The 15,950-nt window shown below is 47.6% G+C and carries 15 protein-coding genes and 2 tRNA genes; 8 read left to right on the forward strand and 9 right to left on the reverse strand.

Annotated elements, in window-relative coordinates:
* Window positions 1-35: 35 nt before the first annotated feature.
* The 8 genes from rpoA2 to MPET_RS08800 all read right to left on the reverse strand — a co-directional run bounded on the left by rpoA2 (window position 36) and on the right by MPET_RS08800 (window position 8,888).
* On the reverse strand, window positions 36-1,199 hold the full coding sequence (gene rpoA2, locus MPET_RS08760; RefSeq protein WP_013329664.1) for a DNA-directed RNA polymerase subunit A'': 1,164 nt from the start codon (window positions 1,197-1,199) through the stop codon (window positions 36-38).
* Window positions 1,200-1,203: 4 nt separating this feature from the next.
* Window positions 1,204-3,846, reverse strand: coding sequence for a DNA-directed RNA polymerase subunit A' (locus tag MPET_RS08765; RefSeq protein ID WP_013329665.1), 2,643 nt, complete (start codon window positions 3,844-3,846; stop codon window positions 1,204-1,206).
* A 13-nt stretch (window positions 3,847-3,859) separates the two neighbouring features.
* Complete coding sequence (rpoB, locus tag MPET_RS08770) at window positions 3,860-5,689, reverse strand: DNA-directed RNA polymerase subunit B (RefSeq protein WP_013329666.1); 1,830 nt, start codon at window positions 5,687-5,689, stop codon at window positions 3,860-3,862.
* A complete protein-coding gene (locus MPET_RS08775; protein ID WP_013329667.1) occupies window positions 5,686-7,245 on the reverse strand; it encodes a DNA-directed RNA polymerase subunit B'' in 1,560 nt (519 codons plus the stop codon). Before MPET_RS08775 ends, rpoB begins: the two co-directional genes overlap by 4 nt.
* A gap of 20 nt (window positions 7,246-7,265) precedes the next feature.
* Window positions 7,266-7,517 carry a DNA-directed RNA polymerase subunit H gene (locus MPET_RS08780; RefSeq protein WP_013329668.1) on the reverse strand — a complete coding sequence of 84 codons (252 nt, stop codon included), beginning with the start codon at window positions 7,515-7,517 and terminating at the stop codon, window positions 7,266-7,268.
* 88 nt (window positions 7,518-7,605) lie between these two features.
* Window positions 7,606-7,679 (reverse strand) — tRNA-Lys (locus tag MPET_RS08785).
* Between the two features lie 206 nt (window positions 7,680-7,885).
* Complete coding sequence (locus MPET_RS08795) at window positions 7,886-8,506, reverse strand: response regulator (RefSeq protein WP_013329669.1); 621 nt, start codon at window positions 8,504-8,506, stop codon at window positions 7,886-7,888.
* Window position 8,507: 1 nt separating this feature from the next.
* A complete protein-coding gene (locus MPET_RS08800) occupies window positions 8,508-8,888 on the reverse strand; it encodes a roadblock/LC7 domain-containing protein (RefSeq protein WP_013329670.1) in 381 nt (126 codons plus the stop codon).
* A 198-nt stretch (window positions 8,889-9,086) separates the two neighbouring features.
* Here MPET_RS08800 and minD point away from each other — a divergent pair, with 198 nt between their 5' ends.
* The 6 genes from minD (at window position 9,087) to MPET_RS08830 (ending at window position 12,761) form a co-directional block, all read left to right on the forward strand.
* Window positions 9,087-9,878 carry a cell division ATPase MinD gene (gene minD, locus MPET_RS08805; protein ID WP_013329671.1) on the forward strand — a complete coding sequence of 264 codons (792 nt, stop codon included), beginning with the start codon at window positions 9,087-9,089 and terminating at the stop codon, window positions 9,876-9,878.
* Window positions 9,879-9,881: 3 nt separating this feature from the next.
* Window positions 9,882-10,085 (forward strand): hypothetical protein, encoded by a 204-nt coding sequence (locus tag MPET_RS08810; protein WP_013329672.1) that lies wholly within the window; start codon window positions 9,882-9,884, stop codon window positions 10,083-10,085.
* A 67-nt stretch (window positions 10,086-10,152) separates the two neighbouring features.
* Window positions 10,153-10,227: transfer RNA gene (locus MPET_RS08815), tRNA-Pro, on the forward strand.
* A gap of 68 nt (window positions 10,228-10,295) precedes the next feature.
* Window positions 10,296-11,162 carry a damage-control phosphatase ARMT1 family protein gene (locus MPET_RS08820; protein ID WP_013329673.1) on the forward strand — a complete coding sequence of 289 codons (867 nt, stop codon included), beginning with the start codon at window positions 10,296-10,298 and terminating at the stop codon, window positions 11,160-11,162.
* 48 nt (window positions 11,163-11,210) lie between these two features.
* Window positions 11,211-11,669: an NfeD family protein gene (locus tag MPET_RS08825; RefSeq protein WP_013329674.1), complete on the forward strand. Its 459-nt coding sequence runs from the start codon at window positions 11,211-11,213 to the stop codon at window positions 11,667-11,669.
* Window positions 11,670-12,761 (forward strand): SPFH domain-containing protein, encoded by a 1,092-nt coding sequence (locus MPET_RS08830; RefSeq protein WP_013329675.1) that lies wholly within the window; start codon window positions 11,670-11,672, stop codon window positions 12,759-12,761.
* A gap of 55 nt (window positions 12,762-12,816) precedes the next feature.
* Here the strand turns inward: MPET_RS08830 and MPET_RS15165 are convergent, their stop codons facing one another.
* On the reverse strand, window positions 12,817-13,026 hold the full coding sequence (locus tag MPET_RS15165) for a hypothetical protein (RefSeq protein ID WP_148222211.1): 210 nt from the start codon (window positions 13,024-13,026) through the stop codon (window positions 12,817-12,819).
* Between the two features lie 1,049 nt (window positions 13,027-14,075).
* On the opposite strand from MPET_RS15165, the gene MPET_RS08835 reads away from it, so the two are divergent.
* Both MPET_RS08835 and MPET_RS08840 read left to right on the forward strand, forming a co-directional pair.
* Window positions 14,076-15,461 carry a zinc-dependent metalloprotease family protein gene (locus tag MPET_RS08835; protein WP_048130797.1) on the forward strand — a complete coding sequence of 462 codons (1,386 nt, stop codon included), beginning with the start codon at window positions 14,076-14,078 and terminating at the stop codon, window positions 15,459-15,461.
* A 95-nt stretch (window positions 15,462-15,556) separates the two neighbouring features.
* Window positions 15,557-15,946, forward strand: a complete 390-nt coding sequence (locus MPET_RS08840) for a hypothetical protein (RefSeq protein WP_013329677.1) — start codon at window positions 15,557-15,559, stop codon at window positions 15,944-15,946.
* The last annotated feature ends 4 nt before the right edge of the window (window positions 15,947-15,950 follow it).

Genomic DNA, 15,950 nt, shown 5'->3' on the forward strand with positions numbered 1-15,950 from the left:
TATAGTTTTCCTTAGTTAATTTTACATCTATAAATTTATGATGATCTGTTTGCAATCAGCTTCACATCACCTGTTCCAAGCTGGATCGGCTGTCCCACAATGACATTCTCAGTGACACCCTCAAGGATGTCCTCTTCATTCGCCACCGCAGCATCCAGAAGATGGTTTACCGTAACCTCGAAAGCTGCACGTGAAAGCACACTCTCCTTCTCCCCGGCAATACCATGACGACCAATCTGCTTGACTTCACCTTCCATACACATCATATCCGCAACAAGCATTATATGACGGACATCGACCTCGATACCCTGTTCACGCAGCGTGCTCAGGGCTTCATCGATAATTGCATTTCTGCCTGCTTCAATACCGAGAACTTCCGATATTTCAGCAATGTTGTTTGTTCGGGTACGGGTAGTATCTACGCCATCGACCTCAAATACACCTTTAAGGTTGGAGCCTTCAGTATAAAGAATATACTCTCCGTTTTCCTTTCTGACGACAACACGCTCTATATCGTCGATACCCTGGACGATTACGTTCCTTACGTACTCAGCAAGGGTGAAGAGGTTCTGGTAACTCTCCGGGTCCTTCGGTAGGAAGGTAATCTTAAGATGCTCGGGATCGGCCTCGGAATCGAAATCGCGGTAATGTGCACGATCGCGAATCTTTTTCGGAGCCCTGTCCATGATCTCTTCGACAGATATCTTCCTCTTTTTGCAGACATCCTTGTTGAGCACGACCTCGACAACCATCTCGACCATATCGGTCTTGATGTCGCCGAATTCGTGCAGGTGTGCGGCCTCGATCTGCCAGCTTACTTCACGGGCACGGTCACGGTTGTCCGAGTAACCCTCTTCAAGGAAGATGGTCATCGTCGGAGTGCTAGGAGACTTCCTCGCATCCATGATCTCGATAAGCCTCGGAAGACCGAGGGTTACGTTGATTTCAGCCACACCCGCGTAGTGGAAAGTACGCATCGTCATCTGTGTACCCGGCTCTCCAATCGACTGTGCCGCGATGATACCGACAGCCTCACAGGGTTCGATACGTGTTTTACCGTACTCTTCAAAGATCCTGTTCATTATTTCATTGAACTGGTTCTCGGAGAAGTCATTCTCCGACAGGAACTTTATAAGATCGTTTTTGGTCTTTACAGGAAGATCAGCTGCATCAATCTTTTTCTCGAATTTGGCATCCATAGTATTACACCTCCTCCCGCATGACACTCTCGACAATTCCCTTTACATCCACAGGATCGCCCATACTGCTCTTTGCAGGATCGGTCGAGTCTTCACCGTACCTGAACTGGATGATACGTCCTCCGGAAGTTCTGACTGTCCCGTCGTAGCCGACTTTTAAGTCCTGGAGAGCGTTGATCATACGCCTCTGCAGGTAACCGCTCTGTGACGTACGAACCGCAGTATCGACAAGACCTTCACGGCCACCGATAGCGTGGAAGAAGAACTCCGTCGGGGTCAGGCCGCTCTTGTAACTGTTCCTTACAAAACCGTGCGCCGGAGCACCCCTGTCGCCCTTCTTGAAGTGCGGCAGCGTTCTGCCCTCGTAACCACGGGTGATACGCTCACCACGAACAGCCTGCTGACCGATACAACCGGCCATCTGGGTCAGGTTAAGCATGGAACCACGGGCACCACTTACCGCCATTACCACGGCACTGTTGGAAAGACCAAGGTGGCGTCCCGCAATGTCTCCGGTCCTGTCACGGGCCTTTCCGAGAACCTGCATGATCTGCATCTCGAGAGTCTCTTCAAGAGTCCTTCCGGGCATCGGTTCAAGCTGGCCCTCTTCATAGATCCGGATACGGCGTTCGACGTCATCTTCAGCTTCGTTGAGAACTTCGTCGATCTGGCCGTACTCGATCTTGCTCAGGTCTTCGTCATCGATACCGAACGAGAAGCCGTCATACATGATTCCGCGGATCGACAGTTTCGTGACATCGTCAACGAACTGCCTGCCCCGGTCAAGACTGACCTGCCTGATAATTCTCTGGAGGATCTTTCCTTTGAATGCACCGATGGATTCCTTGTCGATTACACCGCATATCAGTTCGCCGTCGATTATCTTTACGTATGCATCCCTCTCACAGTCCTCTTTCTTGCAGGTATCGCAGTTGATACAGGAGCTTGCCTTATAGACCATGTTCAGGTTATCAGGCAGGATCATCGAGAACACCTGCTTGTTGGACCAGTATTCGATACCGTTCTCGACCTTGCCGGGTTTGGGGAGATGTTCGGGAGTGCTCGCCCTGAGAAGGTACAGGACACCCTTTTTGTCGAACCACTTGACCTGGTGGGTCAGGATGAAGATACCCGATATGTGATCGTGGATACCGCCGATAATCGGACCGCCGAACCTTGGCGAGAGAATGTTCTCCGCAACGCTTGCAAGCATGAACGCTTCCGCACGGGCCTCTTCTGTCTGCGGGACGTGAAGGTTCATCTCATCACCGTCGAAATCAGCGTTATACGGAGGACAGACAGCCGGGTTCAGCCTGAATGTCTTTCCGTCCATCAGAACGACGCGGTGGGCCATGATACTCATCCTGTGAAGCGACGGCTGACGGTTGAACAGTACTATATCGTCGTTCCTGAGCTGCCTGTCGACAGTCCACCCGGGCTCGAGCATCTCGGCGATGTTCTCGCGGGTCATGTCGGAGAGACGTACACGCCTTCCGTCCGGCCGGATAGCATAATTCGCACCGCATGGGGAGTTGACATCAGGTCTTACCGGTCCGGTAAGGACCATCTGCCTGATCTCTTCGATGTTGAACGGTGTGACCCTGATCGGAACACTCATCTCGTTTGCAACCGCAAGCGGGATTCCTACCTGCCCAATGGACAGGTTGGGATCAGGCGAGATGACCGTACGGGCCGAGAAGTTCACACGCTTTCCTGACAGTGAACCACGGAAACGCCCGTCCTTTCCTTTAAGACGCTGGGAGATCGTCTTCAGCGGCCTTCCGCTCCTGTGGCGGGCGGGAGGACAGCCGGCGACCTCGTTGTCGAGATAGGTCGTGACGTGGTACTGGAGAAGCTCCCACAGGTCCTCGATAATGAGCTGCGGGGCTCCCGCGTCCTGGTTCTCCTTGAATCTCTGGTTGATACGGATAATATCAACGAGCTTGTGGGTAAGATCGTCTTCCGACCTCTGTCCGTTTTCAAGGATAATGGAAGGCCTCATCGTGACAGGCGGGACCGGGAGAACGGTCAGGCATGTCCACTCAGGCCTTGCGACCTCCGGGTTAATTCCGAGAAGCCTGAGATCCTCGTCGGGTATCTTCTCAAGCCTTGCACGAATATCGGCCGGTGTCAGCTTGTGATCGATCTTCCTTCCGTTCTCGTCGGTCATGACCTCGGAGAATGTCGTAGGCTTCTCGAAGTTGATCTTGAGCTGCTGTTCGCCACAGTAAGGGCAGACACGCTCCTTCTTGATATCCTTTTCAGAGATAACGTCCTCGTTTCTCTCATCTTCCGGACCGAGAACCTTGTGAATCTCATCCTCGCTCAAAAGAAGCCTGCCACACTCACGGCAGGAGACCCTTAAGAGTTTCCTGATAAGTCTCGTGTATCCTACATGGATAACCGGTTTCGCAAGCTCGATATGGCCGAAGTGGCCCGGACAATCGCTTGCACGGTTTCCGCAGGTCTTGCATCTCAGACCCGGATCGATTACACCAAGGTGGAGATCCATCAGACCCTGGGGGTAAGGGAAACCATCGTCGTCATAGGTATCCGCCCAGATGATCTTCCTGACACTCATCTTGCGGATATCTTTCGGAGAAAGTAACCCGAACTCTATTTTTCCTACTCTTTTTGGACTTGCCATATTTTCGGCCCCCTTATACCTGATCCTCCAGGTGAAGCCTGGGTGCAATACCCATACTCTTCATCTCATCAAGGAGCAGTTTGAATGCGTAACTCATCTCGACCGAGTAGATATCGGTCTCGTTGCCGCATGCAAGACACCTTGTCACATTGCGGTTGTGGTCGAGGAACGCGATCATACCGCACTTTGCACAGACATACTGCTGGACTTTGTCGGACTCATCGAGGAGACGCTCCTTTAAGGCCATCGCAGCGCCGTGTCCTATAAGCACATCACGCTCCATCTCTCCGAACCTCAGACCTCCTTCACGTGCACGACCTTCTGTCGGCTGGCGTGTGAGAACCTGAACAGGTCCGCGTGAACGTGCGTGCATCTTGGAAGATACCATATGATACAGCTTCTGGTAGTAGATTACCCCGACATAGATGTCTGCCTTGAACTGCTTTCCCGTGATACCGTCGTACATCACTTCACGGCCGTTGTGGGCGAACCCGAGAGCCTGGAGCGAGTCCCTGAGCGTATCCTCTTCTTCCCCGGAGAAGGCGGTCGCCTCGATTCTCCTTCCTTCGAGCGAACCGACCTTTCCTCCGAGCATCTCGAGCATATGACCGACTGTCATACGGGATGGAATCGCATGCGGGTTGACTACAAGATCGGGAGCGATTCCGGCTTCAGTGAAGGGCATATTCTCCTGCGGGATGATAAGACCGACAACTCCCTTCTGACCGTGTCTTGATGCGAACTTGTCGCCGACTTCAGGAACACGGATGTCACGTGTCCTGACCTTCACGAGACGCGAGGAGTTCTCTCCTTCGGTAAGAATAACAGTATCGACGATACCGCGCTCGTTGCTCCTCATCGTTACCGAGGTGTCGCGGCGCTTCTCTACAGAGATCAGCTCTCCGCTGGGCTCTTCAAGGAAACGCGGCGGAGATGTCTTTCCGATAAGAACGTCCTTCTCCCTTACGACCGTCTCGGGATTGATTATACCGTCGGAATCGAGGTTCTGGTAGGACTCCGCACCGTGCGAACCCGAAACTTCCTCGTCAGGCACCTCGATCTTGTCGATCTGTCCTCCCGGATAACGCCTCTCTTCGCCGTCATATGTCCTGAAGAAGTGCGATCTTCCTACACCGCGCTCGATGGAGGCCTTGTTGAAGATGAGAGCATCTTCAATGTTGAATCCTTCATATGAAAGAACGGCGACTACGAGGTTCTGTCCTGCGGCACGATCGTCCGACCCGATAACCTTCGAGGTCTGCGTGTGGACAATAGGCTTCTGGACATAATGCAGAAGATGACCTCTCGTATCCGGCCTGAGCTTCATGTTCGATGCGCCGAAACCAAGCGCCTGCTTGATCATACCGGCACCCATCGTAACACGCGGAGATGCATTGTGCTCGGGGAACGGAACATGTGCTGCACCGATACCGAGAATCAGCGAGGGATCGATCTCAAGATGGGTATGCTCAGGAGTGAGGTCCTCCTCTCTTATTGCAATAAAGAGGTCCTCTTCTTCCTCCGCGTCGATGAACTCGATCAGTCCGCTGGATATGAGATCAGGGAACTCTATATCGTTCGTCTCCAGTTTCCTGATATCATCGTTGGTGATGAGGGGTCTCCCGTTCTCAACGACGATCAACGGGCGTCTTGCACGGCCCCTGTCGGTATGAACGATAATATCCCCGTTAAATTCCTTGTATGAGATATTGATCTCGGTGGAAAGTTCCCCGCGCCTTCGCATCTTCCTGACGTTCTGGACGAGGGCGGTGGGATCCTCGCAGAGCCCGATGAGTGCTCCGTCTACAAAAACCCTTGATTTTTTAACAATATTTGCGCTCATAGAAACTCCTGTTTTAACTCCTCGACGCCGAGATTGTACAGCACTCTCATGACGACCTGCTCGTCCTTTACGCCCTTGGATATCTCGACCATCTGGGCGAAGTTCTTAACAAGACCACAGTTAGGACCTTCAGGAGTCTCTGACGGACAGATCCTTCCCCACTGTGTCGGGTGAAGATCACGAGCTTCGAAATGCGGCTGCGAACGTGAGAGAGGAGATATTACACGCCTCAGGTGAGAGATAACCGCCATGTGATCGACGCGGTCGAGAAGCTGGGATACACCAGTCCTTCCGCCGACCCAGTTTCCTGTTGCAAGAGGGTGCAGGAGACGCTCGGTAAGAACGTCGGCACGAACTGCGGTGCTTATCGAGAGATCGCGGTGTCTCATGCTCGCACGTTCGAGCTGGTATTTTACATCCCTTGTGAGCCTGTTGAGTGAAATACGGAAGAGATCCTCCATAAGATCTCCCGCAAGCTTCAGGCGCTTGTTGGAGTAATGATCCTTGTCGTCGATCTTCCTCTTGTCCAGGACGAGATCGAAGCAGGCCTCCGCCATCCTTCCGAGGAAATGGGCCTTTGCGAGCCTTACACTCTGGACATGGGCGGCATAGCCGGGATCTTCCTCTTTTATGCCGTCGGGCATGAGTTCGTTTAAGTGCGGAAGAAGATAATTGTCAAGAACAAACTCCGCACGCTTCCTCTGGTAATCGCGTGTCTGGTTCGGTGCGAGCTTCTTTCCGACATACATTATGCCCTCTTCGACAGTGTCGCATTCTCCCTCTTCGAGATTCTGGAGCATGAATGTAAGGATATCTTCGTCCGTCGAGACCGCGTTAACGATATCGTGGTCGCCGGTAAGCCCCAGCGATCTCATGAGATCGACGAACTTCAGGTGACCTGCCACGGACGGGAACGAAACCTCAAGAAGGTTTCTCTTGTTCCTCTCGACGATAACAAGCGCACGGTACCCGCGATACTGCGAGAACACCTTGGCTACAAAGATCTTTTCATTGTAGCGTTCGGTAAACTCGGTCATGATCTTGTTGGATGCGAGATCCTCAAGCGTCATCAATACGCGCTCGGAACCGTTGACAATGAAATATCCACCCGGATCGTGCGAGTCCTCACCATGCTCGATCCTCTCCTCATCGGACATCCCGTGCAGGTTGCAGGCCTTCGAGCCTACCATCACCGGAAGCTGACCGATTGTAGTCGTTACAGGATCGCTGCGGGCATCGCCCTGGACAAGGACCATGTCAAGCAGTATGGGAGCCGCATATGTCAGGTTTCTCAGTCGTGCCTCACTTGGGAAAAGGCTCGACTGGGAACCGTCCGCTTCACGGACAACCGGTTTTTCAACCCTGATATTTCCTAATTCCACCCACACGGGGTCATTGTCCTTGCCCCTCTGGGCAATATCTGTCTCAATGACCCTCTGTTCATCAACCACTTTCTGGAGATTGTATTCCAGGAAATAGTTGTATGAATCAAGCTGATGTCTTGCGACGTGTTCTCTTGAAAAGTAAGATTTTGATAATGTCTTTCGATCTAACAAAAAGACCACCCGGATAGTTTTTATTTCTTAGGCCTTTTTACAACCTGACGATACGCTTCAGCACGCCCCGCAGTCTGACTGTTGCGAACAATTCTGATTACATCATTGATCTTTGCGCCAATTTCCTTTACCGCCGGATCATCATGGTAAATCTTAGGAAGCTGGTCGCGGGTGATCTTGTAGGAGTTCAGAAGCTCTTCTACTTCCTCCACGCTCATAATCTGATGGTCTGGAACCATCATGTGTCCAATAACAGAAAAATTGGTGCTCATCTTTTGCCCCTGCCATATGTATTAATCTTTTTCAGATGTATCACCGCTAAAAAAACATGTACTCAGCCACACGAGTAAATCGTGTTAACGGGCCCGGAGGGATTTGAACCCCCGACCACCTGGTTAAAAGCCAGGCGCTCTGCCTAACTGAGCTACAGGCCCATTAGTATCTCCAATCAGCATTATTACAATGCATTGAAAGCACTTAAACTTATCCCCGCATTAAATATTAAAAATGTGAAACGACGGGTTTTTGAGAATCCTTCCGCGCAAGAAGGCATTAAAAACGACTTTCCAGGTGCTGAAAAAAATATACGTGGATTGAAAAAATCAGAGGTAAAAAGAGACATATAATAAAAAATCGGCATTCAGGGGATAAATGTCTTTTTTATCTGCTTCAGTCGTTCTTCCTGGAGATTGATCGACATCTCCATACTTTTTATCGCCTGCGCGATATTTTCGCCGACCTTTAGCTCGTCGTTGCTGATATTGTAGGTAGACTCGAGTATTTTCAGCAAACGGCGGGATACATCGACACTCTTGCTGAGACGTTCATATTCCTCGATAATCCTGTCCTCGATCCCGGCTTCTTTTGCCTCTTCGATCTTCTGGGAGATCTCGTCCTTTCTTTTGAGAATATATTCTATTGCTTCGTATAGCTGACGGTGAGTGGTGGGCTTCATCACGTAGTCTTCTATATATGCACCGTACTCCTGCGCCTCTTCGGGGGTGAGCTGCTTTGCGGTGAGCATCATAACGGGAATATCCCTCGTATCCGGGTTCGTCTTTATATTTTCGAGGGTCTCCCAACCGTCCATCGGCTCCATCATGATATCAAGAAGGATCAGATCCGGTTTCATATCCTTCAAAATCTCAAGACATTCAGGTCCGCTGTAGGCCGCTGTAGGCCTGTATCCCCCTCGCTCCAGCATTGCGACAAAAACATCGACAATCATCGGGCTGTCGTCCACCACAAGAATATCGTACATGTCAGAGATCCTCCCCTACTTTTTCAGATATTGAAGCAAGTTTATTTTTGAATGAAGATATATCGACGGATTGATTAATAACTGTGGCGATGATATTTCTTTTACCAGCCCTTTTTATTACCATAAGTCCGTCATTTTCCATCGTCTCTACCACAATAAAATCGGGGCGGCTTATATGAAATGTACCGAACGCCGCTTCAGACGAGGCAAATATCGTTGCACCGGTTATACCAAGAAAAGGAGAAGGAAAATCCGAATTATTGGATTTACCGACTATTTTTCCGTCAGTAGAAACTATGACACTTGCAATCACACCGTTCAGCGATTGTATTTCATCAATATATCCCCTGATTTTAGTCTTCAAAGGGTTTTCATCAGTCATCTCGAGTATACCTCAGAAATAATATATACTGATTGTTAATATTCTTCTTTAAGGTATTTATCAAATTCTAATTATTATTTGGGCAGAATCATATATTTTATTCAATTCATAACAGGCATTTATAATAACGATTTGGTCAGATAAATTAGATTAAGAATAAAATTCAGACAGGGGTAAAGAGACGGACTCTGCACAACCATGGTTACTACATATACTATAGCATCTGGAAAGGGGGGTACCGGAAAGACAACACTATCAGTAAATCTCGGAACGGCCCTTGCATCTTTCGGAAAAGAGACCTATATCCTTGATGCTGATATGGGAATGGCCAATCTGGGCATAGTCCTCGGTCTTGAAAATGTTCCGGTTACGCTGCACGAAGTGCTTGCGGGAAAGGCACATGTATCCGACATTATATATGACGGTCCGGAAGGCGTCAAAGTTGTTCCGAGCGGCATATCGCTGCAGGGTTTCCAGGATGCAAATCCTGAGCGTCTCAGGGACGTGATGAAAGAGATCATCAACCACTGCGAGATTCTTATCATCGACGCACCTGCCGGCATAAGCAGGGACGGGGTAATCCCGCTGGCAATTGCTGACGAGGTGATTCTTGTGATCAATCCTGAACTCTCGTCGATGGTCGATGCCCTGAAGACGAAGATTCTTACAGAACTCATCGGGGGAAAAGTCAAAGGGTTTATATTGAATCGTGCGACATTTGAAAATACCGAGGTGAGTGTAAAGAAGATTCGGGAGGTTCTGGATCTGGATCTTATCGGGGTCGTCCCGGAAGATCCGAATGTAAGGAGATCCGCGGCCTACCGCCAGCCGATTATTATCAGGTACCCTGATTCGCCTGCATCCGTCGAGATAAAGAGGATTGCGGCCAGGCTGGCGGGAATGGAATTTGATGCGGATAGTTTAAAAAAGAAGAAAGAGGACAAGTTCCTCGACAGACTGGCACGTTCTATGACAAAAAGAGGGGATTAAAAGATGGAGTTTGAGTTTGTTTCGTACCTGATCATTCTTTTCGGAATCGTAATTGTATTTCTGCTGTTTCTGCTATACCTGATGCAGAGGAGAATCTATCAGCTTCTGGATGAAGTTGACGAGCTGAACAATACGATGACCGTAACCTGCGGGGAGATCGAAGCGCTTACAAAGAATGTAAACGACTTCAAGAAAAATAAAATTTAATTTTCTTCTGAAACGAAAAGATAAGTTAAATAAAGAGTTTCATCTAATATATACTGTCAAAGATTAAGGGGCCATAGGGTAGCCTGGACCATCCTAGGAGACTGGGGGTCTTCTGACCTGCGTTCGAATCGCAGTGGCCCCATTCGTTTTTTTAACAGATTATTGCAGAGATTTTATGATACGTACCATTCAATAGAACAAGTGAATTACATGCTGATGTCAGAGAGATGCTCCGAATGCCTGCTGGGGAGGATAGAATATGAATGCAGGCTGGTTACAGACGACGAAAACGTCATCAGGCAGGCGGTTGAGGATTGCAGAAGAATGGTGTCCGAAGCAAAAAAACATGCAGGACCCGCACCGGAAATCTCGAGCGCACTCCACCGCCACGCGTGCAGTATTCTCGGCAATTCCGATCCTTACAGGAAGATCAAGGAGATGAACAATAAAGACGCCCTTGAACTCGAGGAAAAAATTGAAAAAGAACTTGTTTCACTGCACGACTATTGTCTGGCTGCATCCATAGGGAACACCCTGGACTACGGTTCGCTTGAGCATGAGGTAACGGGCAATCTCTATGAGTTCTTCCGGGAGGAATTTTCAAAGGGTTTTACTGTAGAGAATATTGCGGACTTCGAACCTCTCTGCAGGAATATATTATATCTCTGCGACAACTCGGGCGAGATTGTCTTCGACAGGCTTCTTATAAAATATCTTAAGGAGAACGGCGCAAGAGTTGTCGTCGTTGTCAGGAGAAATCCGATAATCAACGATGCGACAATGAAAGATGCCATTGAACTCGGCCTTGATAAAATCGCAGACAAAGTCCTGACAAATACGGAAGAGATCGCTGAACTCGGGGTGAATCTCTCGTTAATCCCGAAAGAGCTTGAAGAAGAGATCGGGAACGCGGATCTCATAATCTCGAAGGGCATGGCGAATTACGAATCTCTCAGCGAGCTTAAAAAGACCCATAGTCTTCCCCCTGTAGCTTATCTCATGATGGTCAAATGCGAACCGATTGCAGAGGATATCGGCATCCCGAAAGGATCGAGGATCGCCTGCCTTGTGAAGTAAAACAGAGCGGGACGAGACTTAATATATCCTGCTAATACATTATCTTTGATGATGATTGACATTAGCATCATTGGATGGACGATCATAGCGATCGGCCTTATATTACTGTTAATCGAAGCCTATAATCCGGGTTTTTTTCTTGCGGTCCCCGGAACCACACTGATTATTCTCGGGGTAATCGCCCTGCTTTTTCCGGGAATCTTCCAGTCGTCGATGATTATTATTATAGGAATTATAATCGTAATTGTCTCCAGCGCCATCTCCATATGGATATACAGCCATCTTACCCCTGAAGGAGTTGTTCCGATAACGATAAGCAGGGACTCGCTCACGGGAAAAACCGGCATTGTCAGGGAGACTGTAATACCGGACTCAATCTCCGGGAAGGTCGAGATCGACAACGTTGAATGGAGCGCAAAAAGCAGGGAGAATATAATCGAAAAAGGAAAAAAAGTCCGTGTAATCTCCTCGGAAGGAGTGCACGTGATAGTTGAAGAGGAAAATTAAATGCTTGATAATTTATTGTTCATAATCATATTTGCACTTGTAATTATCCTGATTGCAGCAAAAGGAGTCGTGATAATTCAGCCGTACGAACAGGCACTACAGATAAGACTGGGCCAGTACATCGGCCGGCTCAATCCCGGGTTCAGGTGGGTCATTCCGTTTATCACCGAAGTGATAAAGGTCGACCTGAGGACCCAGGTTATGGATGTCCCGCAGCAGGAAGTCATAACAAAAGACAATTCGCCGACAAATGTTGATGCTATAGTATATGTCAGGGTCGTCGATCCCGAGAAGTCAGTCTTCGAAGTATCCAATTATAAGATGGCCACCGTCGCGCTTGCACAGACAAGCCTCAGGGGAATTATCGGCGATCTCGAACTCGACGAAATTCTCTACAACAGGGAGCTTATCAACAACAGGCTGAGGGACTCTTTGGACAGGGAGACCGACCAGTGGGGAGTCAAAGTCGAAAGGGTCGAGATCAGGGAAGTAGATCCGGTCGGGGCGGTCAAGCAGGCAATGACCGAGCAGACTGCTGCTGAAAGAGAGAGGAGAGCCGCAATATTGAGAGCGGACGGCGAGAAGAGAGCAGCCATCCTCAGCGCCGAAGGTAAGCGCCAGTCGATGATCCTGGAGGCTGAAGGAGAACGGCAGAGCAAGATCCTTCGTGCGGAAGGAGAGAGAAAATCAAAGATACTCGAGGCACAGGGACAGGCGCAGGGTCTCAGGATACTCTCACTGGGATCGCGGCCGCTCGACAAGAAGGCAATTACTGTTCTCTCCCTCGACGCTCTCAAGCAGATGGCTGACGGGCAGGCGACGAAGATCATCTTCCCGTTCGAGCTCTCGGGACTGATCAGGCAGAGCGCAAAATTCCTGGGAGCGGAGGAGGAAGAGTTCACGGACGAAACGTGGAAAGAGTACAAACTTGACGACTCGATCCTCGGAAAGCCGCCCTCGGATGTCGAGGTAGAAGATGCGACCGAATTTGTAAAGACAATCGAGAGTACGATCAAAGAGATCAGGACGGATGCGGTACCCGAGGTCGAAGATCCCATAGGGTCGGATAAGCCGGAAGAAGATAAATCCTAATCTTTTTTTAAACCCTGTTACATACCTGCACTGTTTTATTGTTTACATATCTTACTCAGGCAACCGGGCTGTTGATTCTTTTTGCTATCTTATGTCTTCCTCCGGCGGCGACCCCGGGCACCACCGGCAGCCAGGCCGCCGGACGGCCCATGCCCAGGGGCCTTGCCTTAAGATAATCTTCCCACTGCACGCCCTTGGGACCGACAAGGGCCCCCCGGGCTGTTGAATTTAGTTTGCTAAGTACATTCCGTTCTGTACACGCCATGAATTTACCGCGTTCCGCCACTCAGGAGATACTCGTCTATCCCCTGAGTGGCTTATCGCAATGAGAGGCCCCAAGGTCAGGCCGACCTGCGAGCCTGCTGTGCGGCTCGCGGCGAGGAGTTGCCAAAAATTGTGAAACCTGTTTTTTTTATATCTGCCAAACTGGTAAAGTAAAGCTTAAATAGGCCATAAAAATCGGCAAAAACACGGTTTTCGGCATCCACACAGAAGCCTCAGAATCCACGATCTCCCTTTGATCCGATGTGAGCATCGTCCGGAAAAAACAGGCCAATAGCATGCCGTTATATCTATGCGATCCGTGCTTTAATCACCGTAAAAACTCCATATTGGCGATATTTATTTTTGACCTTCAAAACTCCGTGTAAAAAGCAAAAAAAAGCCTAAATTGCAGGTTTTCAGGCCGCATCTAGATCTCAAAAAAGGGGTAATGATCTCCCGGTGATCATGTCTGATCTGATAAGGAATGACATTGCCGGGAGTAATGAAGAAAAAGAGTCTTCCTTCGGTGTTTCAGAAGTCATGATATAGTATTCCTTGAAGTCTTTGAAATAGCATCCGCGCAGAAAAAATTTCAAGAACATATCCCTATTATTAATACAAAAAAAAGTCTATTTAGTATTAATTTATAATATGAATATTAAAATCTTTTAATCAAACATTATTCTCTGGTTATTATCATTAATTGTTCAAGAGCATGGTGAAAGTTTTTATAAGAGAGTTTTTGCCAATTCTTAATTGGGGACCGGGTGTCAGAACAATCTTTCACCCGAGCTTTCCTGAAATATTAACTCGTCGGAAACATTAGGGAAGAAAGGTCAGAGCAGTCAACTTCGTTCCTTATCTCCCCATTAGTCCGCCGGCAAATGCAACCGGCATTCATCTTTGTCAGCGTCAATGCTGATTAAAGTTTGCATACCTGTTGTTCTGTTCAGGGAATTACCCCGCAGGAACCTGAAATCTCAGAGGATGCCTAAGACTTCACATGATCACACAAGTCCAATTTCCCTCTATTTTTCCGGGTTCTAATTTATGAATGGAGACGAAAAAATGAAAGCAAAGAAAGGAATGCGGGCTTTGAGCCTGCTAATTGTATTGGCACTCGTAGGGGCGATGATAGTTCCGGTTGTTAGTGCAGAAGAACAGAATGAAAGTATAGAAGAACCGACTAATTCTCAAGCAATTTTTGAAATAGTCGGTTATACCAATGATTTTCAGAATAATGTGTTATCCAGTAGCAAAACTGCCGATTCATTGGCAAAGGAATATGGGAAGTTAAACATTCCCTCAAGAATTGAAAGGTACGATATCGTCCAATTCGATCAGGTTGCTATGAAAACCGATCAAAAAAATTCGTTGAAAGTGACAATTTACGATAAAGAGTATACAATGACTCTTGGAAGAATGAATTTTGAAAATATTGATGATGGTATCGATTCATACTCCGGAAGTATTGAAGGGTTAGATGATTCGGTTGCGATATTTACATTTGATAAAAATCTTGTTTATGGTACTATCCAGCTTCAAGATGAAATCATCTATATAAAACCTGTACAGAATAAGGAATATGCTATGAAGACAGCAATGCCTCTACATATAGTGTATTCATCAAAGGACGTAAAGCAGGCCGAAAAACCATCCCGTATTGATTTAGATGTAACACCACTTCCAAACATAAATTTATCTGGAACATATCAACCTGTAGAAAATACAGAATCAACGAGTTCAGCTAAAAGCTGGGCATATGTATATGTACTTGTTGCAACAGACGAAGAATTTGATGAACTTGAATCAAACTGGGTTTCTGCTGCACAAAGTTACATGGCTCAGGCAGCATATCAGTATGAAAGGCCGGATATTGGTGTATACCTGAATGTTGTAAAGTATGATTCGGATTCAGTTAAAATGGCAAGTTTATCCGGTGATAACAGAAAATATTCAGATCCTCTTGGTTTATTTTTTGAAACGTTCACTCCATCATATCTTGATAGCGAAAATGCTGATATTGCGATATACCTCGGCGGAAACGACAGAAGCGGAGGAGTACAAGGTGCAGCGTGGGGCTATGATAATTATGCAAACCCGAATACCCGCAATTACTGTCGGTATGCCTGGTCGCAGATGGTAGGTGACTCCAGCGATTTCACTTATGACGGTTCATATCATGCGAGAGTCTATTGCATGATCCATGAATTTGGACATATCTTCAACGCAAATCATGAAAATTCAGGTGGGACGAATCAGGCTTACTTCTGGTATGAAAATCATATTGGAAAATGGACTGTTATGCGTAGTCTTTACATAGGGAATCCTCAAAACACCTGGGAATATTCATCCCCAAGCTATCATGGCGACACAGATTGTAATAATGCAGGAGCGATAAATGAAGTAAAAGGCAATATTGCCGGTCTGGCTTAGAATGTGATAGAACAAAAAAGATAGAATTTGTAATCTGAACTATTTTGTTCATTACAAATTCATTTTAATCAGCATATGAGGATGTGAAGCAAACAATGGAAGGCAGAACAAAAATTGCCGTAACGATTATCGGTGTTTTATTCGTTGCTCTGGTGGTTTATACCTATATGGTGCCGATAATTTGGTTGGTTTTAGGTGATCCGTACCAGGTGGATCTGATCGAGATAAACAGCAACCTGACTGATGTAGAGAACAGAACATTGACCTATTTAACGGAAGAAGATTTCAAAAAATCTCCTGAATTAAGAGAACTGTTTAAAGGTGTGAATCCTATCGGCGAAGAAGGGTTTGACGGCGCTGAAACAAAATTTGTAAATAGTATAAGTGTAGGATCAAATAAAGCCGAAGAAATACGAAAAGAGTATTCAAATAAAACACTTTACTGGGATGGAGGTTATTACGGAATATTGATCCAAATCCCTTAAAATC

This window comes from Methanolacinia petrolearia DSM 11571 (genome assembly GCF_000147875.1).
Lineage (GTDB): Archaea > Halobacteriota > Methanomicrobia > Methanomicrobiales > Methanomicrobiaceae > Methanolacinia > Methanolacinia petrolearia.

Coding starts and splice junctions, on each gene's coding strand:
- MPET_RS08800 (WP_013329670.1), bottom strand. CDS start 8,888: ATGACTGATGAAAACCCTTTGAAGACTAAAATCAGGGGATATATTGAT.
- MPET_RS08840 (WP_013329677.1), top strand. CDS start 15,557: ATGGAAGGCAGAACAAAAATTGCCGTAACGATTATCGGTGTTTTATTC.
- MPET_RS08825 (WP_013329674.1), top strand. CDS start 11,211: ATGATGATTGACATTAGCATCATTGGATGGACGATCATAGCGATCGGC.
- MPET_RS08765 (WP_013329665.1), bottom strand. CDS start 3,846: ATGGCAAGTCCAAAAAGAGTAGGAAAAATAGAGTTCGGGTTACTTTCT.
- rpoB (WP_013329666.1), bottom strand. CDS start 5,689: ATGAGCGCAAATATTGTTAAAAAATCAAGGGTTTTTGTAGACGGAGCA.
- MPET_RS08795 (WP_013329669.1), bottom strand. CDS start 8,506: ATGTACGATATTCTTGTGGTGGACGACAGCCCGATGATTGTCGATGTT.
- MPET_RS15165 (WP_148222211.1), bottom strand. CDS start 13,026: ATGGCGTGTACAGAACGGAATGTACTTAGCAAACTAAATTCAACAGCC.
- rpoA2 (WP_013329664.1), bottom strand. CDS start 1,199: ATGGATGCCAAATTCGAGAAAAAGATTGATGCAGCTGATCTTCCTGTA.
- MPET_RS08780 (WP_013329668.1), bottom strand. CDS start 7,517: ATGAGCACCAATTTTTCTGTTATTGGACACATGATGGTTCCAGACCAT.
- MPET_RS08835 (WP_048130797.1), top strand. CDS start 14,076: ATGAATGGAGACGAAAAAATGAAAGCAAAGAAAGGAATGCGGGCTTTG.
- MPET_RS08820 (WP_013329673.1), top strand. CDS start 10,296: ATGCTGATGTCAGAGAGATGCTCCGAATGCCTGCTGGGGAGGATAGAA.
- minD (WP_013329671.1), top strand. CDS start 9,087: ATGGTTACTACATATACTATAGCATCTGGAAAGGGGGGTACCGGAAAG.
- MPET_RS08810 (WP_013329672.1), top strand. CDS start 9,882: ATGGAGTTTGAGTTTGTTTCGTACCTGATCATTCTTTTCGGAATCGTA.
- MPET_RS08830 (WP_013329675.1), top strand. CDS start 11,670: ATGCTTGATAATTTATTGTTCATAATCATATTTGCACTTGTAATTATC.